Source organism: Maribacter sp. 4G9, assembly GCF_002742265.1.
In the GTDB taxonomy this organism is placed as follows: domain Bacteria; phylum Bacteroidota; class Bacteroidia; order Flavobacteriales; family Flavobacteriaceae; genus Maribacter.
Genome location: NZ_MDGL01000197.1, coordinates 25,326 through 45,267 on the forward strand (window position 1 = coordinate 25,326; position 19,942 = coordinate 45,267).

Sequence of the window (19,942 nt, forward strand, 5' to 3'; positions counted from 1 at the left end):
TAATTATAATGGCGGACAAGCAGTATTTTAAAGGTATAGATACCATCAAGTTTGAAGGAAAGGATTCGGATAATCCTTTGGCGTTCAAATATTATAATCCGGATCAAGTGGTGGCGGGAAAAACCATGCGAGAGCATTTTAAGTTTGCCATAGCCTATTGGCATACCTTCTGTGGCCAAGGCTCCGATCCATTTGGACCTGGTACCCAGAATTTTGAGTGGGACCAATCTTCAGATCCGGTCCAGGCAGCAAAGGACAAGGCAGATGCGGCTTTCGAGTTTTTTGAGAAAATCGGTTTTGACTATTTCTGTTTTCATGATTTTGATCTTATTCAGGAGGGTCCCACGTTCTTGGAATCGGAAAAAAGATTGAATACCATTGTAGACTACATCAAGGAAAAGCAGAAGGCTAGCGGCAAAAAATTACTTTGGGGAACGGCAAATTGCTTTTCAAATCCGCGCTATATGAATGGTGCGGCGACCAACCCTGAATTCAATGTAGTGGCAAGGGCAGGTGCGCAAATAAAAATGGCTTTGGACGCTACCATGGAACTCAATGGTGAAAACTACGTGTTCTGGGGCGGTAGGGAAGGTTATATGTCGCTTTTGAATTCCGATATGGGCCGCGAATTGGACCACATGGGGCAGTTCTTGATCATGTGCAGGGATTACGCCCGTGGGAAAGGATTTAAAGGGAATTTCTTTATAGAACCGAAGCCGATGGAACCCATGAAGCATCAATATGACTTTGATTCCGCAACTGCTATTGGTTTCCTACGTGAATATGGATTGGAAAAGGATTTCAAGATCAATATAGAGGTAAACCATGCAACCTTGGCGCAACACACCTTCCAACATGAATTGGCCGTAGCAGGTAAGGCAGGTATGTTGGGAAGTTTGGATGCCAATAGGGGCGACTATCAAAATGGCTGGGACACGGACCAATTCCCCAACAACATTTTGGAAACGACCGAAGCCATGTTGGTATTCCTGGAGGCTGGAGGCCTTCAAGGGGGCGGTATAAATTTCGATGCCAAGATCAGGCGAAACTCCACGGATTTGGAAGATATATTCCTAGCCCATATTGGTGGTGCGGATACCTTTGCCCGTGCACTTTTGACTGCGGACAAAATAATAACTTCCTCTGCCTATTCAAGTTTGAGAAAAAAGAGGTATAGTTCCTTCGATTCAGGAAAAGGGAAGGATTTTGAGAACGGTAAATTGGACCTGAACGATTTGTATGCCATTGCCAAGGAGAACGGAGAATTACCTTTAATAAGCGGTAAGCAGGAGCTGTTTGAAAATATTATCAATCAGTATATATAATTCAAGGAATTTTTAACATAAAAAGGTCTTGATTTTGCTCAAGGCCTTTTTAGTTTAAAGTGAACTAACTCGGGGCTGGCTAGCGAGGCATTTAAGAAACATGTACTTAGTTTTTTAAGCATGCATCGTAGCATCCAAACCTCGATTATCGAGTAATGAAGAAGATTACCCTAAAGGACATAGCGCTATATTTTCACGTCTCTATTTCTACGGTGTCCAAGGCTGTTAACGACAGTCATGAGATAAGTAGGGAGTTAAAACAACGCATTCAGGAGTACGCAAAGGCGAATCATTACAAACCCAACAAGCTTGCCTTAAATCTTCTGAATCGTAGTACCAAGACCATTGGGGTCATTGTTCCCAATATCTTGAACTATTTTTTTGTTCAGGTTTTGTATGGTATTGAAAAGGTGGCCAATGAAAACGGCTATAATATTATCAGTTGTATAAGTGATGAATCCTATGAAAAGGAGTCTAAGACCTTGGAGTTTTTGGATTCCGGAACCGTAGATGGCTTGATCATTTCTTTGGCCGAGGAAACCCAGGTAAAGGAACGGATGGAAGGGCTCAGGGAAATCATGGAAAGTCAAATTCCTTTGGTGTTGTTCGATAGGGTTTCCGATCTAATTGACTGTGACAAGGTAATCGTGGACGATTTTGAAGCTGGGTATAAAACGACCAAATACTTTTTTAATCTTGGCTGCAAAAATGTCGCCTTCGTCTCTCCCATTGGCAACTCCAGTGTAGGCAAATTAAGGCTAGCAGGATATAAAAAAGCATTGGATGAGGCGGGAAGACCTTATGATGATAGGTTGGTAGTAAACTTTACCGCCAAGGATGATTTGGATTTGATCATGTCCTTCTTGTTAAATTATAAGACCATAGACGGAATCTTAGGTCTTGATGAAATCACCGCGGTGAAAATTCTGCATATCGTAAAATCCCGGGGCTATAATGTTCCCAAGGACGTTTCCATTGTTGGTTTTACCAATGGCCAATTATCGCAATACGTAACCCCGTCGTTGACCATGGTGAGTCAGCACGGGAAATTCATAGGGGAAAAGGCCGCGGAATTATTAATAAAACGCATCCAAAACCCTGATATACCCTTCGAGACCAAAGTGGTAAAAACGAGCCTTTTGGTCAGGGACTCCACAAAAAAGTTGCAATAGCTATACCGTATCTGGATGTGGATGCTTCCATTCACCTCTATAGGCGCGCTGCAATTTATCGGTCGCCTCTTGGTCGTCCACCACAGACATGCTGCTTGGGTCATAAATCAATGGTCTCCCTAAATCCATGGAAAGATTGGCCAAAATACAGCTTGCCGTAGAAATATGACCTTCCTCAATATCGGCAACAGGTCTGGTTCCATTGGCAATAGCTTCTAAAAAGTTGATCATATGCCGTCTTGTGGCGGGTGCTGCATTTAATTCATTGTCCTTTTCAACCAAATCTTCTGGATACTTTTCTTTTTCAAAGAGAACATCAAAATGTACGGGTTCACCTTCTTTACCATAGGGAATAAAATCAGCCTTCATGGTACTTCCTTTTAAAACACCTTTTTCCCCATAAATGATAAAGGCCCAAGGGTATTCCGGATCCGCAGGATTTCCCCAACTTCGATGCTGCCATACGCAGTTTATGCCATCGTATTCAAAAACGGCAGTTTGGGTGTCCGATATGTTTGACTTTCCATCTTTTTGTACATAAATACCTCCTTCGGAACTAATTCGTTTGGGCCATCCCAAGTCCAACATCCACCGAACGGTATCCAGCATATGGACACACATATCACCCATAATACCGTTACCATATTCCCTAAAGGTTCTCCACCACCTTCTGTGCGGAATTCCATCATAAGGTCGCCAAGGTGCAGGGCCTGTCCACATTTCATAATCCAAAAACTCAGGAACAGGTTGTACGGGAGGGTTTCCATTGGCCCGCATGTGATAATAACAGCACATTTCAACATGGCCTATTTTTCCCAATAGTCCTTTATCCACAATTTGTTTCTTGGCATCTATCAAATGTGGTGTGCTTTTTCGTTGGGTGCCAACTTGTACTACTTTGTTATATTTTCTAGCAGCGGCCACCATTGCTTCTCCTTCAATGACATCCACACTTATTGGTTTTTGAACATAGACATGTGCACCCGCCTTTATGGCATCTATACACATAAGGGCATGCCAGTGGTCAGGAGTTCCAATCAGTACAATATCCAGTTTTTCTTTTTTGAGCATTTCCCTGTAATCAGAGTATAACTTTGGGACTTTCCCGTTTTTTTGCCTCTGTGAAACCAATTCCCCAACTTCATTTAAAAAATTGGAATCCACATCACACAATGAAACAACTTCTACGTTGGCGACCTGTATGAGTTTGAACAAATCACTGGTACCATACCAACCCGTTCCTATCAATGCCACTTTTTTTGGTTTTCCATTGGCAAAGAACTCAAATCCGTAACTACCCATGGATGTCAGAAGGAGGGAAGCGGCTGAGGCGCTTTTGATAAAATTTCTTCTCGCTAAAAATTGTTTATCGGTATTCATAATTAGTTGCTTAATAACATTATGGAGTGAAAAAGTTTTTCGTAAGTTATCAGTTTAAACTTATAAATTGTATCATGTTGGTATAAAAATAATCTGTACATTATTAAATATTTATATTTGGGTGATTTAAACTGATAAATTATGAAGCACTTGTTTTTGGTATTGTTTCTGTTCTGTCTTACCGTTGTAAAGGCGGAAATTTCCCTTCCCAAAATATTCTCCAGCAACATGGTCTTACAAAGGGAATCTTCCGTGGACCTTTTTGGATGGGCCCATCCCGGTGAGGAATTTACGATTATTACGAGTTGGGTCTACCAAGAATATCCTGTAAAAACGCCCGTTACGGGAAAATGGAAATTATCCATAGAAACACCAGGCGCGGGTGGGCCTTACAACATTGTTTTTAATGGCGGCTCAAACCAAATTGTTTTGGACAATATTTTAATGGGTGAAGTTTGGCTGTGCTCTGGACAATCCAATATGGAATGGAGCGCCAACAGTGGTTTGGACAATAAGGAAGAGGCCATTGCAAAATCCGATAAACCAACGATTAGACTCTTTACCGTCGAAAAAAGAACATCGGAACATCCTCAGGACGATTTGGTGGGAAAATGGGAGGTCTGTACACCGGAAACCATGCCGGATTTTAGCGCGGTCGCTTATTTTTTCGCCCAAAGAATGCAGGAAGAAATGGATGTGCCCATTGGCTTGATAGATTCTTCATGGGGTGCTTCCTGTGCCGAGGTGTGGACTCATTCGGAAGCATTCGAAAATAATCCCGCTTTGCAACAATCCTACGAGCTTATTAAGCCCAACCCTTGGGTACCCATTGAAAAATCCATTTTATACAACGCTATGATAGCGCCTTTGACAAATTTTAAAATAAGTGGAACCTTATGGTACCAAGGAGAGTCCAATACGGCCAATGCCGAAACCTATGAAAACACTTTTGGCACTTTGATAGAATCTTGGCGGACCCAATGGGGGTATGATTTCCCATTTTATTACGTGCAGATAGCACCCTTTAAATACGGAAGGGAATATGAAGGGGGTATCGTTAGGGACCAACAAAGAAGAACCCTGTCCCTACCAAATACGGGCATGGCAATGACTAGTGATATTTGCACCATAGAGGATATCCATCCAAGAAATAAATTGGATGTGGGCATAAGATTGGGAAATATTGCCTTAAAACAACATTATAATAAAATAGATCAAGAAGTATATGGTCCTTTGTTTAAAGGAGCCGAAGTTGTAAAAAATAAAGTTGAGGTAACTTTTGAACATAACGAAGGCTTAAACATTAAAGGAAAGAACCTGGAGCACTTTGAAGTATTGGCATCGGATGGAAATTGGTATCCGGCCAAGGCAAAAATCAAGAATGGCAAAGTGACGGTAAGTTCAAAGGAAGTAAAAGAACCAAGGAAGGTAAGATATGCCTTTAAAAGTACGGACATTGCCAATTTATTCAATTCCGCGGGTTTGCCGGCTTCCACTTTTATAAGTGAAGAACTATAATTAAATAATTTTTAAAGTATACGATAATTCGGGTATTGGCATACTTCAACACCATGATTCATGAATTTGTGAATTCCTATGGGTTGAATGTCCAATAATTTTTGAATTAATTTTTAAATTGTACCATAAACCAAAGACCAAATTATGCAGATAAAAGAATCCTCCGAAGTGTATGATGTTATTATTGTAGGCTCAGGAGCTGGTGGCGGAATGGCTACCAAACAGTTAGCGGATGCGGGCTTGAATGTGGCCGTAGTAGAAGCAGGTCCGTTCTTTGATCCGGCGGACCCTAAAACCATGACCCAATTAAAATGGCCTTATGATTCTCCTCGTAGGGGAGCAGGCACGGATAGGGCTTTTGGCGAATGGGATCAGTCTTGGGGAGATTGGGAAGTAGAAGGTGAACCTTACACTCATGAAGAAGGGACAGATTTCAAATGGTGGAGAGCCAGAATGCTCGGTGGACGTACCAATCACTGGGGGCGTATTTCACTTCGATTTGGACCCAAGGATTTTAAAGGCAAATCCAGGGATGGTCTTGGTGACGATTGGCCTATAGGCTATGAGGATATTAAACCATATTACGATAAGTTGGATAAACTGATCGGGGTTTTTGGGACTAAGGAAGGTAGGGAAAATGATCCGGACGGATTTTTTCTTCCACCTCCTAAACCAAGATTGCACGAATTATTCTATATCAATGGAGCCAAAAAGACAGGAATCCCTGTAATACCTGGAAGGTTGTCCATGTTGACCAAAAGAATCAATAATGAGCGTGGCGTCTGTTTTTATTGTGGTCAATGTGGTCGTTCCTGTCAGGTCTATGCCGATTTCTCCGCAGGAAGCTGCTTAATTTTCCCAGCGCAGAAGAATGGTGGAAAGGTTAAGCTGTTTGTCAATTGTATGGTGAGAGAGGTTACCACGAATGAAGAAGGTAAAGCTACTGGGGTATCCTACATCAATAAAGAGGATAGAAAGGAATATAAGTTAAAGGGTAAGGTCGTCGTTTTGGGAGCTTCCGCCTGTAGTTCCGCACGAATTTTATTGAATAGCAAAAGTAAACAACACCCAAATGGATTGGGCAATAGCAGTGATGTCGTTGGAAGATATTTGCATGATTCCACAGGTGCCAGTGCTTCTGGGGTCATTCCAGGTTTATTGAACCGGAAAACGTCCTATAATGAAGATGGCGTGGGAGGTATGCACGTCTATTCTCCCTGGTGGGGCGATAATTCCAAATTGGATTTCCCAAGAGGATACCATATCGAAGTTTGGGGCGGAATGGGTCAGCCGAACTATGGTTTTGGATTTGACCCCAATGGCATGAACAAGTTCTTTGGGCTTAAAGTGGGCGGATATGGAGATAGTTTACGAGATGATGTAAAGAAATATTATGGATCGGTTATTGGCTTTGGTGGCCGTGGAGAAGCTATTGCCTTTAGGGAAAACCGATGCGAAATTGATCCAACAACTGTAGACAAATACGGTATTCCGGTCTTGAAGTTCAATTACAAACATTCACAGTATGAAATCAATCAGGCCAAGCACATGCAGGATACCTTTGAAGAACTTATACATAATATGGGAGGTATACCTTTAAGTGAAAAACCTGGAAAGGACCAAAACTATGGATTGTTGGCCCCCGGACAGATTATTCATGAGGTGGGAACGACCCGAATGGGAGATGACCCAAAGACTTCCGTGACCAACAAATACCAACAGTTACACGACTGTGATAATGTGTTCATAGTGGATGCAGGGCCTTTTGTTTCCCAAGCGGACAAGAACTGTACCTGGACCATTATGGCCTTGTCTTGGAGGGCATCGGACTATATCATTGATCAATTGAAGAAACAAAATATTTAAGAGGATGGATAGAAGAAAAAGTTTACAGACCTTACTACTTGGAGGGGCCGCAGCTGGTTCTGGTTTGGTTTTCAATGCATGTAAATCGGAAAATACGGAAATCATTGACCAGGCCATTACGGAAAGCAGCGATAAATATTTTGGAAGGACACCCGCAGAGCTGGAGCGCTTGGAAAAGCTTCAGGCAGAGCAATTGTTCAACGAACATGAAATGGAGACTATTGCTGCCTTAAGCGTAGTGATACTTCCCCCAAAAGAACCCCATGGCGGGCCTATTGAGGCCGGCGTGCCGGACTTGGTGGAATTTATGGGCAAGGATATCCCTGAAATGGCTCCCACACTTTTGGGAGGTCTGATGTGGCTGGACCATAAAAGCAATACCGAGTTTGGAACCGAATTTAAATCGGCAACCTTGGAACAAAAAAAACAGATCTGTGATGCCATTTGTTGGCATGATACGGAGATACCTTTGGACGAGCAACCTTTGGAAATCCAGTTCTTCTACATGATGCGTGGCTTAACCGTAACGGGCTACTATACTTCAAAAGTGGGAATAGAAGATTTAGGCTACAAGGGCAACCAGCCCAATGTATGGGATGGGGTTCCCCAAGATGTATTGGATCAGCACGGCGTGGCCTACGACCCAGAATGGATAGCGAAATGCGTGGACCAAAGCAAACGAAATGTCATCGCAGAATGGGACGATGAAGGCAATCTACTCACGTAAATAAAAGAATATGAAAAAGTATCTTACGCTACTGGTAATTGGGTGTTTAGCTATCACTACGAATGCTCAGGAAGTCGGGTTGCAATTGTATAGTTTAAGGAACCAATTCAAAGACGATGTCCCAAGAACTTTGAAGCTTATCAATTCTTGGGGTATTTCAAAAATTGAAGGAGGTGGTACCTATGGGATGCCCATGGAAGACTTTCAAAAGCTTATGAAAGACAACGGATTACAGGTAGTTAGCGTAGGTTCGGATTTTAATGATTTGGAAAACAATGTGGAAAAAGTCATACAGAACGCCAAGGATTTTGGTGCTAAATATGTGATGTGCGCATGGGTTCCCCATGATGGAAATAATTGGGGATTGGAAGAAACCATACATGCCACGGATATTTTCAATAGTGCCGGAAAGCGATTGAAGGAAGAAGGGCTTACTTTGGCCTATCATGCCCACGGGTATGAATTCAGGCCCTATGAAGAGGCTACTTTCTTTGATTATATGGCCAAAAATGCCACGGACTTCACTTTTGAGCTTGATGTATATTGGGCAAAACATGGTGGCGCGGATCCCGTGGCCCTAATGAAAAAATATCCCGGTAAGATGACCTTATTGCATTTAAAGGACATGGAGCATGGGGTAAAGGGTAACAATACAGGCCATGAAGATGTGGAGACAAATGTGGTTTTGGGCACTGGTCAGGTGGATATTGCTGGCGTTGTTGCCGAAGCTAAGAAACTTGGTTTGGAGTATATGTTCATTGAGGATGAATCAAGCCGAGTAGTGGAACAGGTTCCAGAAAGTTTAGAGTATTTGAAAAGTTTAAAGTAGTTCAAAATTGATAGATTGATTTAAAGCCGTTCAATGGAAAGTTTGAACGGCTTTTTGTTTATAAATACCATATATTTATGGGAACATCTTTTAAATTTTATGTCTCCTAAATATCTGATTTCTGGATTAGTAGCTTTTTTCCTGTTTGGTTGTACCAATAAGGAAAAGGAAGGCCAAAATATGGGTTCCCAAGATTTACCCAATATTGTTTGGTTGGTGGCGGAGGATCAATCTCCTGAATGGTTTCCCATGTATGGGGATTCCACGATTCCCTTGCCTAATTTGGAATCCCTTGCAGCCGATGGGGTGGTCTTTACCAATGCGGTAGCACCGGTTCCTGTGTGTGCCCCAGCCAGAAGTGCCATTATTACGGGCATGTATCCTACGACCTTGGGAACTCATAATATGAGAACGCATAAACCTTGGGCGCCGATCAATGAACCGTTATTGGACAGTCTGCCCAGTTACTCCCCAGTAGTTCCGGAAGGAGTTAAAATGTTTACGGAATACCTACGGAAAATAGGATATTACACGTCCAATGGCCCCAAAGAGGATTATAATTTTGAAAAGACGGATGCGGCTTGGGATGAAAGTAGCAATAAGGCCCATTGGAGAAAACTGAAAAGGGACCAGCCATTTTTTGCCGTCTTCAATTATTCGGTTTGTCATGAGTCCCAAATTTGGGCCAGGGGCAAGGATTCCCTTTTTGTCGACCCAAATGCATTGAAAGTGCCACCCTACTTTCCGGATACCGATGTGGTACGTCATGACTTGGCCGTTAACTACAGCAATCTCAAAAGATTGGATAATCAGGCGGGAAAAATTTTAGACCAATTAAAGGAGGACGAACTTTATGAAAACACGATCATTTTCTTTTACGGGGACCATGGAGGACCCTTTCCACGTCATAAAAGGGCATTGTACGATACTGGGGTAAAAGTGCCTTTGATCATTAAATTCCCTAAAAATAAAAATGCGGGTAGCTATGATGATCGTTTGATAAGTTTTATAGATTATGCCCCAACACTACTTTCGCTAGCAGGTATTGAACCGCCCAAGGTGATGCAGGGCGTGGCACAATTTGGGAAGTATGAGGTCAAAAGGAAACCCAAATATACGTTCCATACTTCGGATAGATTCGATGAGATTTATGACCGTTTAAGGGCGGTCCGTAGCAAGCGTTTCAAATATATCAAAAGCTATAACACCCAATTGAGTCATGCCTTACCAGTTTCGTATCGGGAGCAAATGCCTATGATGCAAGAATTACGGAAACTATTTGATGCCGATAAATTAAACGAAGAGCAAGCGGCTTGGTTACAACCGAATAAACCTGAGGAAGAACTGTACGATTTGCAAAAAGATCCATACGAATTGAACAACCTGGCGGACCGTCCCGAAATGAAGGACACCCTAGTTTTTTATCGCAATATTTTGACCGACTGGATAAAGGATACCAAGGATTTAGGAGGGGTTCCTGAGCGCGACTTAATCAGAAACTGGCTTCCTAATGGAGAGATACAAAAATTACCGGCCTTGGAAGTTGAGGTACAGGATTCCGTAATCGAATTAATTTCACCTAAAAGGGATGCTACGATTGTTTGGAAAAGCCCGAAGGATTCCATTTGGAACGTCTACACACAGCCTTTGCCAACAGGAATGCCCATAGAAGCCAAGGCAGAACGAATTGGATATCAGGATAGTGAAATAATCAGTTTGGAATAGAGGTTTTTACCTTAATTGGTACAAGTCTAGAAAGGAAAATATACCATAATCCATTCTTTTCGACCATATTAATAAAGCCCAGCTTTCTGTAATGCCGAGCTAAGGACCAAAACAGAACTTTCAAAACTCTTTTTCAATAAGGTATCAACATCCATGGATTCCCAATAGCCCTTATTGAAAAGCTCTACCGAAAATGCACCTCTAAAACCGGCTTCATAAAGCTTTGGGACCACATAGTCAAAAGGACAAACCCCTTCTCCGGGTAGAACACGGTCTGCATCGGTCAATTTGTCGTACGTAGGTTCTGCCGGATAATCGTTCATGTGCATCACAGGTAATTTGGCCCCATTGAGCACATCAACGGTGTCCCAAGAGTTTCCACCTCGGTGTACGTGATAAAAATCCAAAAGTATGGAAGCTTTAGGGTGACCGGTTGCTATGACTATTTGTGCACAGTCCGAAATTTTACGAAGGGCACCCATGCCCCAAAGTTCAAGTACGGGAATGACACCCGTTTCTTCTTCCAAATCTAGGATAGCCTTATATCGGTCTGCATATTCCTGCATTTTTGATGGTTCCAGTCTTGAAAGTCCCATTATGGGGGCAGCGATATGGCTTCCACCCAAATCCTTGATGATATTCATTTCCTCTCGGAGTTGATTGATGGCCTTTTCCCTTTTTTCGGGTTCATCGCTACACCATTCCGAAAAACCGATGATATTTTCCAGTTTAAGATTTCCCTCCTCTAACTTCCTTTTTAAGGATTCTGTACTTCCTCCTTGCTCTAGATAGGTCATGATGTCCCGCATCCAAAGTTCAATACCGTCGAACCCTGCTGCTGCAACCTTTTCAATTTGCACATCAACCGGTAACTTATAAGCCATTAGAGTTGAAGTATTTAGGCTTATCCTAAAGGGTAGCGTATGGGTTTGTTCCTCGGTTTTCAAAATGGATTTAGGTGCCTTTGTGAATCCCAAAGCCATACCCGATGTAGCCGAAACAGCAAATAAGGTTCCTGTTTTTAATAGGTTTCTTCGAGAAATATTTTTTGTTGACATATTTGGTGTATTAAGGGGTTGCAAAATATGAAAAAGGAATCAGTCCACGCGCTCAAATTGTAGTAGACGGACCTCAGGGCCGTTACTTTTCATTTGGTTTGCCTTTAAAACAAGGGGTGTTCTTTTGGCATCAAGACTAATTATTCCCATATCTACGGGTTTAAAATCCTTAATGTAGGATTCCATGCGCACTACCCGGTCGTTTTCCATGCCTTCTAGCGGTGGGTCATGTGCCGTATCCAGTGTTTTGGTGAGGCTGTTTTTTCCTTGGCTTAAAATGAGCTCGATTCCCTCATTTTCATTCTTTAAGGTGTAATAGAGGGTTACCCTGTACTTTCCTTTTTGCAATACGTCCACATCCCAAAAAATGGAATCATTGGCCTGGGTCCATTGGGTGAAAAAGGTGTTATTGGGAAAACGGTTACTGCGCTTTATTTTACCCGATGGAACTCCATCACGTGCAGGCAATTGGGTAAATTTGTACTTGGGATGTCCCAAGGTAAAAGGACGGGTATCCGATGTATTGGTTAACCGTGGGTATCGGGTCAACCACTTTTCCCGTTCTCGTATTAACGAGTCTTGCAGTCCTTGCAATTTATCCGAAACTTCTTGTTTTTGTTCAGGATCGCTATTCATTTCAAATAATCTGTCCTCATTGTCCAAGCGAAAATCTTGTGTCCTGAGACTGGTACGTCCTTCCCAATGGTTATAAATAATTCGGTCTTCAAAAGGAGCACTCGGGTCCTGAATCAAGGGAGCTAAATTTTTTCCATCCATCTCCAAATCATTTTTCGGAATTTCCAAAAGACCAAGCAGGGTAGGGGTTATATCAATAGCTCCCCCAATGGTCTGTACCTCTGTTCCCATTTTTATGTGATCTTTCCATTGAATGAAAAAGGGTGCTTTGACGCCTCCTTCATCGGTAGAACCTTTTTTTCCTCGCATACCTCCATTCCATCGCCAGCCATTGGGTCCGTTGTCCGAAAGATAGATTACTATAGTATTTTCTTCTAAATCCAATCTTTCCAAGCTCTCTAGAATACGGCCTACATTATCATCGATATTTTCTACCATGGCCAAGGCCGCACGTGTAAACGGCAGATTTTCTTCCTCCGGATTTTGGTACATCATCTTTAGCTCTTTGTCCTTGAACTTGTTCCAATACCTATCCGGTACTTGCATAGGACTATGAGGTGTATTGAATGGGAGATAAATAAAAAAAGGTCCCTCTTTGTAATCTTCCATAAATTGAATGGTGTGGTCGGTAAGGTCATCCGCTAAAAAACCGCTACCCTTAACGAGTTCGCCGTTGTGCTCCAATAGGGGACTAAAATAGTTGCCCCAGTGGCCCGAGGCGAATCCGTAGAACTCATCGAAACCTCTGGTATTGGGATGATAGGGAGGTTGCATACCGTTGTGCCATTTTCCAAAAGCAGCGGTTTGGTATCCATTGTCCTGGAGAATTTCCGCTATCGTTGGTACGCTAAAGTCCATGCGCTCCCCACCTGCAGAGGTACCATGCACGCCGAGACGGGTAAAATATTTTCCAGTTAATAGTTCGGCCCTGGTAGGGGAACATACAGGTTGAACAAAGAAATTGGTAAACGACACCCCATTTTTGGCGATGCCATCGATATTTGGCGTGCTTAGATTCGTATTTCCATGAAAACTAAGGTCTCCCCATCCTTGATCATCGGCCATGATTAGCACAATGTTCGGTTTAACTTCATCATTTTTTTTTGCCTCTTGAATCTGTTCTTTGCAGGACCCTAAAAGTCCGAAACAGAAATACCAAATAATAATAATTGGACGCATACATCAATTTTTTCATTCCTAGTTAGACAAGATTAAGATACCATTTATTAGATATAAGGTATAAGGTACAATGTTCAAGGTACGAGTTATTTGAGATTAGATTCAATATGAAAAATTGGACATATAAAATGCTTATCACTAACAACTAATAACTAATAACTAATAACTGTTTATCACTTAATCGCTAATCCCACCATGGAATCGGCTGTTCCATAATATAAAAACCATTGGTCCTTAAAATAGACCAATCCTTGAATAAAAGTTGTCCCGGCCTTATATTGTCCGCTTACTTCATGGGGTAGACTTGGGCAAATAAAAGGGGTTTCCAGTCTGGAAATCATTTTGGATGGATTATCCTTGTCGAACAAGACTTGTCCGCCGCAGTAGGTGCCTTCCGGATATTTATCCGTTGCACCTTCCCCAGATAGGTTTTTCCCATTATATAACAATAGAATTCCATTTTCCGTGTATAGCGCCGGAGGCCCCGGTTCCGTTAAATGGCTATCAAACTCGTTTAAAGTGGGTATAAAAACATGGAGCAGCTCCCCGTTTTCTTTCAGTAAGGGAGTCCAGTCGATTCCGTTTTCACTTTCTGCCAGGTTTACAAAAAGTTCCCCCCAATACATGAGGTATTTACCATTGAATTTTTTGGCAATCAATCGGCCATCCGTCAATTCGGTAACCACGGAACCGGATTTACTCCAGATATCCAAGAATTTACCATCATAGGCTTTTTGAAAAATGGGCCCGTGGTTGGTCCAAGTTTTCAAGTCCTTTGAGGAAGCAACAGACAATCTTGCCACATCTTGGTTCCAACTGGTATAGTACATCAAGTAAGTGCCATCAGGGGTTTCAATAATCCTGGGATCTTCCATTCCTCCTGGGTAATCCCATTCTTTGAATTCATCATCTTGTGGAAAAAAAACGGGTTCCGGATATTTGGTAAAGTCGATTCCGTTGGTGCTATAAGCCAAGCCTATCCGGGAAGTGCGCCCCCCGAGAATGGCATCGGGATTGTCCTCTGCCCTAAAAAGAAGGAAAACGGTATCGTTTCTAACAATGGCACCCGGATTGAATACATCGGCTTTTTGCCATCGGACTTCATTACGGGTAATTGGGTCGATAAACGTATAGGTGGAATCTGGAACCATAATCGGATTTTTATCGGTCTTTTCAAAACCTAGCATCCATTTGGATACGGGTTCCGGTTCCTCTTGTTTAGTTTCGGTGGTTTTGTTTTTACAACAGGTTAGTAAAGTAAGCAGTACCACGGCGAGAATTCTTGAAGACATGTTTTTGGTTTTTGTTTGACTGTGAGTTGTTAAGGTACTAATAATTCGATGTAGGCCGAAGGAACAATTTGGAAATCGGTTTTGAATCCTTTGACCCTCTAGGAAGTTGATCTAAATAAATGTATTTTAAACGCCTCAAAACCGAAGATGAAATATTTTTTTTACAGCTTTGTCCTACTCTCTTTTTTATCCTGTAAAAATGGTGTAAAGGCCGAAAAGGAAGAAACATCCAACATAGTGGAAAAGAAGGAGGAGAAGAAAATCTTCCAGGACGAAAAAACGGAATCTCCAAAAGTATATTTAAAGTCCTTTGATGGATTGGCGGATACCACCTTTATACGATTGGCGGATTACAGTGCAGATTTTGCATATGATATGCGTTATGCCACGGAAAACAACTTTTTGAAGGCCAAAGTTTATGATTGTGCGGAATGCTACACAAGGGTTAAAACGGCCAAGGCTTTGATTGCCGCTAACAAGGACTTTATGGAAAAGGGCGTGAAAATAAAGTTTTACGATTGCTATCGGCCAAACTCCGTACAGTACAAAATGTGGAAGATTGTTCCCAATCCCCAATATGTGGCGAATCCGGTAAAAGGATCCATCCATAACAAAGGAGGGGCTGTGGATATAACCTTGGTGAATATGGATGGTGAAGAACTGAACATGGGTACCGATTTCGATTTTTTTGGGAAAAGGGCCTATCATGATACTTCGGATCTTCCCCAAGAAATATTGGACAACAGAAAATTATTAAAGGAAACGATGGAAAAACACGGATTTTGGTCTATACGGACCGAGTGGTGGCATTATAATCTTTCATCCGCATCCAACGAAAAAATAGCCGACTTTACATGGGACTGCGAATAAATAATTCTAAAAACTATTCGACAAGACGGACAATAATCAATTTTAAACACATGAAAAACATAACCTTTATCATCTTACTGATTATGGCCATAACAGTACAATCACAAGACACCATAATGCCCTTATGGCCCGATGGCAAAATTCCGAATCAGCTAAAAACGGATGAAAAGGAAATCCATAAAAATGAAGGGATATTAATAATCAGTAAGGTACAGAAACCTACCATTGAAGTGTATTTGCCTTCACAAAGGAATGCTACGGGAGAAGCTTTACTGATATTCCCAGGTGGGGGTTATGGTGTTTTGGCCTATGACTGGGAAGGTACTGATATCGCAAAATTCCTGAATAGTAAGGGAATCGCTGGCATCGTTGTTAAATATAGACTTCCATCTGATGCTACCCAGACGGATAAGCAAAATGTTCCCCTAATAGATGCGCAAAGAGCCCTGCGACTTGTTCGTTCTAAGGCCGAAGGATGGAACATACAACCGGATAAAATAGGCATAATAGGATTTTCTGCAGGAGGTCATTTGGCCTCTACCCTAGGGACACATTTCAACGAAAAAGTGTATGAACCTTTAGATAGTGCGGATAGTTTAAGTGCCAGACCAGATTTTATGGCGTTGGGGTATCCTGTGATTACTTTTGGATTGAACACCCACGGTGGATCTAGGAAAAACTTGATTGGAGAAAGTCCTTCAGAAGCTATGCTCGAACACTTTTCAAATGAAAAACAGGTAACTGCAAAAACACCTCCCACATTTTTAATGCATGCTACGGATGATGGGGCGGTACCTGTAGAAAACAGCTTACTGTTCTTTCAAGCCCTGAAGGATAACGGTGTTTCGGCTACCATGCATATCTATCCGAAAGGGGGACATGGTTTCTCCTTGGCCGGAAAGGATGAACACCTGAGAGGCTGGACGGAAAGAATGTTTGAATGGATAGAAAGCCTTCGCAAGTAAATTTTATAAAAAGATAGGGGGTAATCTATTTTACTTTTTTATTTTTGCCATCCGAATTCGGGATGTAGCCCTTCGACACTTCGTCTGCGCTCAGTGCAGGCGAGCTCAGGATAAACTGTACTACAGGTTGTTCTGGGGAGGTCTAAAAACTACGAGGCCAACACTTAGTTGGTCCTTATATTGAAGTTTCGGGATGTAGCCCTTCGACTACGCTCAGGATAAACTGCAGTACAGGATGTTCTGGGGAGGTCTAAAAACTACGAGGCCAACACTTAGTTGGTCCTTATATTGAAGTTTCGGGATGTAGCGCAGTCCGGTAGCGCACTCGGCTGGGGGTCGAGTGGTCGCAGGTTCAAATCCTGTCATCCCGACTTAACTATTTTCATATAGTTGCATGACGTTGCAAATCACCTGATTTGCAACGTTTTATGTTTTTAGGGGTATCAAAAGAAACCCAAAGAAAGCATAAGAAAACACCGCGTTGGTGTCCTAATCGGGAATTGGAACCCATCTAATTTTTTGTACATTGAAGTAGCTTTAGAAGGTATTTAACCCTGTGTTTTTTGCCATTTTATTTATGAACTAAAAGCTATGTATTATGTTGGAAAACAGTAGATTATCAGTCGTATTTGTTGTAAGGAAGCTCACTTCCAAAATGGATACTATTAAGGTTTACGCGCGTGTCACCGTTGACGGTAAAAGAGCGGAATTCAGTCTAAATCGGGAATTGGCGGTGTCCCTTTGGGACGAAAAACGCAAGCGAGGCAAAGGCCATTCGAAGTATGTTATCTCCCTCAACAAGTACTTAGATCAAGTATTTACAGGGCTTCACGAAGCGCATAGGCAATTATTACAAGAAGATGTTGACATTAGTTCAAAGGCGGTAAAGGCCCGATTCTTAAAAGAAGATGAACGCGGCAAGACCTTATTGGACTTGATTGCTTATCATAATTCAACTATGGCCACTGTTCTTAGACCTGGTACCATGAAGAACTATTATAGTACCGAAAAGTGCATCAAAAAATTTCTAAAAGAGGATTTGAACATTGAGGATATACTGCTCAAAAAATTGAAGTATGGTTTTATCGTCGATTTTGAACAGTACGTTAGAAGATACAAGCCATCTACCCGAATGAACTGTACCAACAATGGAGCGATGAAGCATATAGAGCGGTTAAAAAAAATGTCAAGGTTGGCCGTTCGATTGGAGTGGTTGGACAAAGACCCCTTTGTCAATTATAAACTGAAATTCAAAAAAACGGAACGGCAGTATTTAACGGAACGAGAAATAAAGCTTATCGAAGAGACTGCGTTTCAAGTCCCCAGTTATCGCAAGATAAAAGACCTGTTCATTTTTGCCTGTTATACTGGACTTTCCTATGTGGATGTTCGAGAATTAAAGGCTAACCATCTCGTAAAAGGTATGGATGGAAATGATTGGTTGTACACGAAGCGAACAAAAACAGATGAATCTCTAAAGATTCCCTTATTGCCTAAGGCAAAGGAAATCATAGAAAAGTATAAAGATGACCCGGACATCAATGCAAATGAAAGACTACTGCCAATTTATACGAATCATATGATAAATCGTACGCTGAAAGATATTGCAGATACTTGTGGTATTCGAAAGAGATTGACATTCCACGTAGCACGGCATACATTTGCCACCGCTGTTACCCTATCTAATGGCGTGCCTATAGAAACGGTTTCTAAGTTATTAGGGCATACCAAACTTTCGACAACTCAAATTTATGCCAAAGTAGTGGAAAAGAAAGTGGGTGAGGATATGCAGAATTTGATGGCCACTATGAAGCGAAAGAATTATGGGGCAGAGGAGGCCTATTAGGGTGTATTATAATTTGTCGTTATGTAAAACTAAACAAGGAATAATCGAGTCATTAGCCGCCAAGCCCCTGCGGAAGTCTCACAACCCTTCCACTCCAATCCTCCCCGTACGGACACGCTCCGCTGGTCCGCACGGTAAGTCTTTCCGTTCCAGTTTTGCCCGACAACCTCGGGGCCGCGCAAAAGCACAAGCGGCGAAAAAGCCGCTTGACCTTTTTTCACCCTACCCACAAATAGTTGGGTAGAGCTTAATCTCATCGTTTAAAGCTTGCATTATAGCATAAAATCATGATTTTTCTTTGTGAAAACAATACCTTGAAAGGATGGGCGTTCTTATAAAATATCTACTGTACGTATGTTTTGCCTATGTCTATATACGGCTACTTATTCCATATTCAGGCTTTTTTGCCCGATTTATGTTCAACGAACGTGTTGGATGGGACAAGTATATAGAGAAGCCACGACTGGTTTTTTACGGTACGGGGCTTATCCTAATGCATACTAGCTACTTCGGTGTATTTGAATTTCTTCATAGACCTACAAGCTTTTACTTTATTGCGAACTGCTTTATTTTTTTCGGAGGAATCGTCATGAGCCAACTAACTTGGTCGAAGAAGTTTAAAAGGGTTTTCATACCTAAAATCAAAGAAAGATTAAAGAACCAAAAAAACTTCAATGTTTCAGCTACCGAAAGCCAACTAAAAAAATTATACCATGGTCTCGTCCGCTATGATATGATTATTACCGAACGAACAGAAATGGATGATTTTATCAAAGTGTTCAAAGAAGATTGGAATATCCATGAATCCAAAATCTATTTTAAATTGGACTCTCCTAGTTGTCGCGAGTTTTATGAATTATTTAAAGTCCATTTTCCAATAAATTCTTTAACCCTAATCAATTTCTTTAAAAGGTCGGATACTATACGGAGAGAAGACGGTAACCGTTATACCTACAACACCGTTAAGGATGCCAAATCAAGAACTCCAATTTCCAAGCGAAGCGATGATTTGAAGGATATCTTCTCCGGTCTTTAGTGTCATTTGTTTGCTTTATGTACCAGAATGTATGCATTGCCTACAAAGCACACATTTCCTTTGCTTTCACTTTCTAGATTAGTTCAAGAATTCTACCAAAAAGAACAAAAGCTTTTGTCCATTGTTAAACTAGAAAATAAAACAAAATGGATTATTTAAAAATCGAGGAACGGCTTGACCGAATTGAACGGTTATTGACCAATAGCAAGGATGTATTAACGTTTGAGGAGGCTTGCGAATATATGGGTATATCTAGAAGTTTTCTCTATAAGCTTACCTCAAGAAGACAAATCCCCCATTCAAAACCAAACGGTAAAATGATATTTTTTGAGAAGGAAGTGGTTTAAACTTTTATTTTTTTCTTTTTCTTGAATTTTTTCAACGCTATCGCAATGAATGCCAAATAGTTGAATCCTTTCCAGCTTTCGGTGGTCGTATCGAACCTGTTGAGCAGGGAACGGTAGCTGTCCATCCATGCATTCGCCCTTTCCACGGCATATCTTTCATCGTATAGGTCT

Annotated in this window: 16 protein-coding genes, 1 tRNA gene and 1 pseudogene; 13 read left to right on the forward strand and 5 right to left on the reverse strand. The window is 41.6% G+C overall.

Features of this window, described 5'->3' with window-relative positions:
* Positions 1-8 precede the first annotated feature (8 nt).
* Positions 9-1,325: a xylose isomerase gene (xylA, locus tag BFP75_RS21335; RefSeq protein WP_410504103.1), complete on the forward strand. Its 1,317-nt coding sequence runs from the start codon at positions 9-11 to the stop codon at positions 1,323-1,325.
* A 155-nt stretch (positions 1,326-1,480) separates the two neighbouring features.
* On the forward strand, positions 1,481-2,497 hold the full coding sequence (locus tag BFP75_RS21340) for a LacI family DNA-binding transcriptional regulator (RefSeq protein ID WP_099547347.1): 1,017 nt from the start codon (positions 1,481-1,483) through the stop codon (positions 2,495-2,497).
* Here BFP75_RS21340 and BFP75_RS21345 read toward each other — a convergent pair whose 3' ends face one another.
* Positions 2,498-3,877, reverse strand: coding sequence for a Gfo/Idh/MocA family protein (locus BFP75_RS21345; protein WP_099547348.1), 1,380 nt, complete (start codon positions 3,875-3,877; stop codon positions 2,498-2,500).
* Between the two features lie 141 nt (positions 3,878-4,018).
* Here BFP75_RS21345 and BFP75_RS21350 point away from each other — a divergent pair, with 141 nt between their 5' ends.
* The 5 genes from BFP75_RS21350 to BFP75_RS21370 all read left to right on the forward strand — a co-directional run bounded on the left by BFP75_RS21350 (position 4,019) and on the right by BFP75_RS21370 (position 10,542).
* Entirely contained in the window at positions 4,019-5,395 is a 1,377-nt protein-coding gene (locus BFP75_RS21350) for a sialate O-acetylesterase (protein ID WP_099547349.1), read from the forward strand.
* 144 nt (positions 5,396-5,539) lie between these two features.
* A complete protein-coding gene (locus tag BFP75_RS21355) occupies positions 5,540-7,261 on the forward strand; it encodes a GMC family oxidoreductase (RefSeq protein WP_099547350.1) in 1,722 nt (573 codons plus the stop codon).
* 4 nt (positions 7,262-7,265) lie between these two features.
* On the forward strand, positions 7,266-7,988 hold the full coding sequence (locus BFP75_RS21360) for a gluconate 2-dehydrogenase subunit 3 family protein (RefSeq protein WP_099547351.1): 723 nt from the start codon (positions 7,266-7,268) through the stop codon (positions 7,986-7,988).
* 10 nt (positions 7,989-7,998) lie between these two features.
* Positions 7,999-8,817 carry a sugar phosphate isomerase/epimerase family protein gene (locus tag BFP75_RS21365; RefSeq protein ID WP_099547352.1) on the forward strand — a complete coding sequence of 273 codons (819 nt, stop codon included), beginning with the start codon at positions 7,999-8,001 and terminating at the stop codon, positions 8,815-8,817.
* Positions 8,818-8,850: 33 nt separating this feature from the next.
* A complete protein-coding gene (locus BFP75_RS21370) occupies positions 8,851-10,542 on the forward strand; it encodes a sulfatase (protein WP_240531866.1) in 1,692 nt (563 codons plus the stop codon).
* A gap of 68 nt (positions 10,543-10,610) precedes the next feature.
* Here the strand turns inward: BFP75_RS21370 and BFP75_RS21375 are convergent, their stop codons facing one another.
* From BFP75_RS21375 to BFP75_RS21385, 3 genes are all read right to left on the reverse strand, one after another.
* A complete protein-coding gene (locus BFP75_RS21375; RefSeq protein WP_099547353.1) occupies positions 10,611-11,600 on the reverse strand; it encodes a sugar phosphate isomerase/epimerase family protein in 990 nt (329 codons plus the stop codon).
* 39 nt (positions 11,601-11,639) lie between these two features.
* On the reverse strand, positions 11,640-13,415 hold the full coding sequence (locus BFP75_RS21380) for an arylsulfatase (RefSeq protein ID WP_099547354.1): 1,776 nt from the start codon (positions 13,413-13,415) through the stop codon (positions 11,640-11,642).
* 173 nt (positions 13,416-13,588) lie between these two features.
* Entirely contained in the window at positions 13,589-14,707 is a 1,119-nt protein-coding gene (locus BFP75_RS21385) for a glycoside hydrolase family 130 protein (RefSeq protein WP_099547355.1), read from the reverse strand.
* 147 nt (positions 14,708-14,854) lie between these two features.
* Between BFP75_RS21385 and BFP75_RS21390 the strand changes: the two genes are divergently transcribed.
* The 6 genes from BFP75_RS21390 to BFP75_RS21420 all read left to right on the forward strand — a co-directional run bounded on the left by BFP75_RS21390 (position 14,855) and on the right by BFP75_RS21420 (position 19,771).
* Complete coding sequence (locus tag BFP75_RS21390) at positions 14,855-15,577, forward strand: M15 family metallopeptidase (protein ID WP_099547356.1); 723 nt, start codon at positions 14,855-14,857, stop codon at positions 15,575-15,577.
* Positions 15,578-15,627: 50 nt separating this feature from the next.
* The gene (locus BFP75_RS21395; RefSeq protein WP_099547357.1) at positions 15,628-16,542 is read left to right on the forward strand and encodes an alpha/beta hydrolase; all 915 of its coding nucleotides are present in this window, start codon (positions 15,628-15,630) and stop codon (positions 16,540-16,542) included.
* A 297-nt stretch (positions 16,543-16,839) separates the two neighbouring features.
* Positions 16,840-16,913, forward strand: a tRNA-Pro gene (locus tag BFP75_RS21400).
* Between the two features lie 227 nt (positions 16,914-17,140).
* Complete coding sequence (locus tag BFP75_RS21405) at positions 17,141-18,388, forward strand: site-specific integrase (protein WP_099547358.1); 1,248 nt, start codon at positions 17,141-17,143, stop codon at positions 18,386-18,388.
* 322 nt (positions 18,389-18,710) lie between these two features.
* Positions 18,711-19,424: a hypothetical protein gene (locus BFP75_RS21415; RefSeq protein WP_099547360.1), complete on the forward strand. Its 714-nt coding sequence runs from the start codon at positions 18,711-18,713 to the stop codon at positions 19,422-19,424.
* Positions 19,425-19,570: 146 nt separating this feature from the next.
* Complete coding sequence (locus BFP75_RS21420; RefSeq protein ID WP_099547361.1) at positions 19,571-19,771, forward strand: helix-turn-helix domain-containing protein; 201 nt, start codon at positions 19,571-19,573, stop codon at positions 19,769-19,771.
* On the opposite strand, the pseudogene BFP75_RS21425 reads toward BFP75_RS21420, so the two are convergent.
* Positions 19,768-19,942 (reverse strand): annotated as a pseudogene (locus tag BFP75_RS21425) (IS5 family transposase); the annotation flags it as partial. The gene BFP75_RS21420 and the pseudogene BFP75_RS21425 sit on opposite strands and share 4 nt — an antisense overlap.

Coding starts and splice junctions, on each gene's coding strand:
- BFP75_RS21395 (WP_099547357.1), top strand. CDS start 15,628: ATGAAAAACATAACCTTTATCATCTTACTGATTATGGCCATAACAGTA.
- BFP75_RS21415 (WP_099547360.1), top strand. CDS start 18,711: ATGGGCGTTCTTATAAAATATCTACTGTACGTATGTTTTGCCTATGTC.
- BFP75_RS21350 (WP_099547349.1), top strand. CDS start 4,019: ATGAAGCACTTGTTTTTGGTATTGTTTCTGTTCTGTCTTACCGTTGTA.
- BFP75_RS21405 (WP_099547358.1), top strand. CDS start 17,141: ATGTTGGAAAACAGTAGATTATCAGTCGTATTTGTTGTAAGGAAGCTC.
- BFP75_RS21375 (WP_099547353.1), bottom strand. CDS start 11,600: ATGTCAACAAAAAATATTTCTCGAAGAAACCTATTAAAAACAGGAACC.
- BFP75_RS21365 (WP_099547352.1), top strand. CDS start 7,999: ATGAAAAAGTATCTTACGCTACTGGTAATTGGGTGTTTAGCTATCACT.
- xylA (WP_410504103.1), top strand. CDS start 9: ATGGCGGACAAGCAGTATTTTAAAGGTATAGATACCATCAAGTTTGAA.
- BFP75_RS21385 (WP_099547355.1), bottom strand. CDS start 14,707: ATGTCTTCAAGAATTCTCGCCGTGGTACTGCTTACTTTACTAACCTGT.
- BFP75_RS21355 (WP_099547350.1), top strand. CDS start 5,540: ATGCAGATAAAAGAATCCTCCGAAGTGTATGATGTTATTATTGTAGGC.
- BFP75_RS21380 (WP_099547354.1), bottom strand. CDS start 13,415: ATGCGTCCAATTATTATTATTTGGTATTTCTGTTTCGGACTTTTAGGG.
- BFP75_RS21390 (WP_099547356.1), top strand. CDS start 14,855: ATGAAATATTTTTTTTACAGCTTTGTCCTACTCTCTTTTTTATCCTGT.
- BFP75_RS21345 (WP_099547348.1), bottom strand. CDS start 3,877: ATGAATACCGATAAACAATTTTTAGCGAGAAGAAATTTTATCAAAAGC.
- BFP75_RS21370 (WP_240531866.1), top strand. CDS start 8,851: ATGGAAAGTTTGAACGGCTTTTTGTTTATAAATACCATATATTTATGG.
- BFP75_RS21340 (WP_099547347.1), top strand. CDS start 1,481: ATGAAGAAGATTACCCTAAAGGACATAGCGCTATATTTTCACGTCTCT.
- BFP75_RS21420 (WP_099547361.1), top strand. CDS start 19,571: ATGGATTATTTAAAAATCGAGGAACGGCTTGACCGAATTGAACGGTTA.
- BFP75_RS21360 (WP_099547351.1), top strand. CDS start 7,266: ATGGATAGAAGAAAAAGTTTACAGACCTTACTACTTGGAGGGGCCGCA.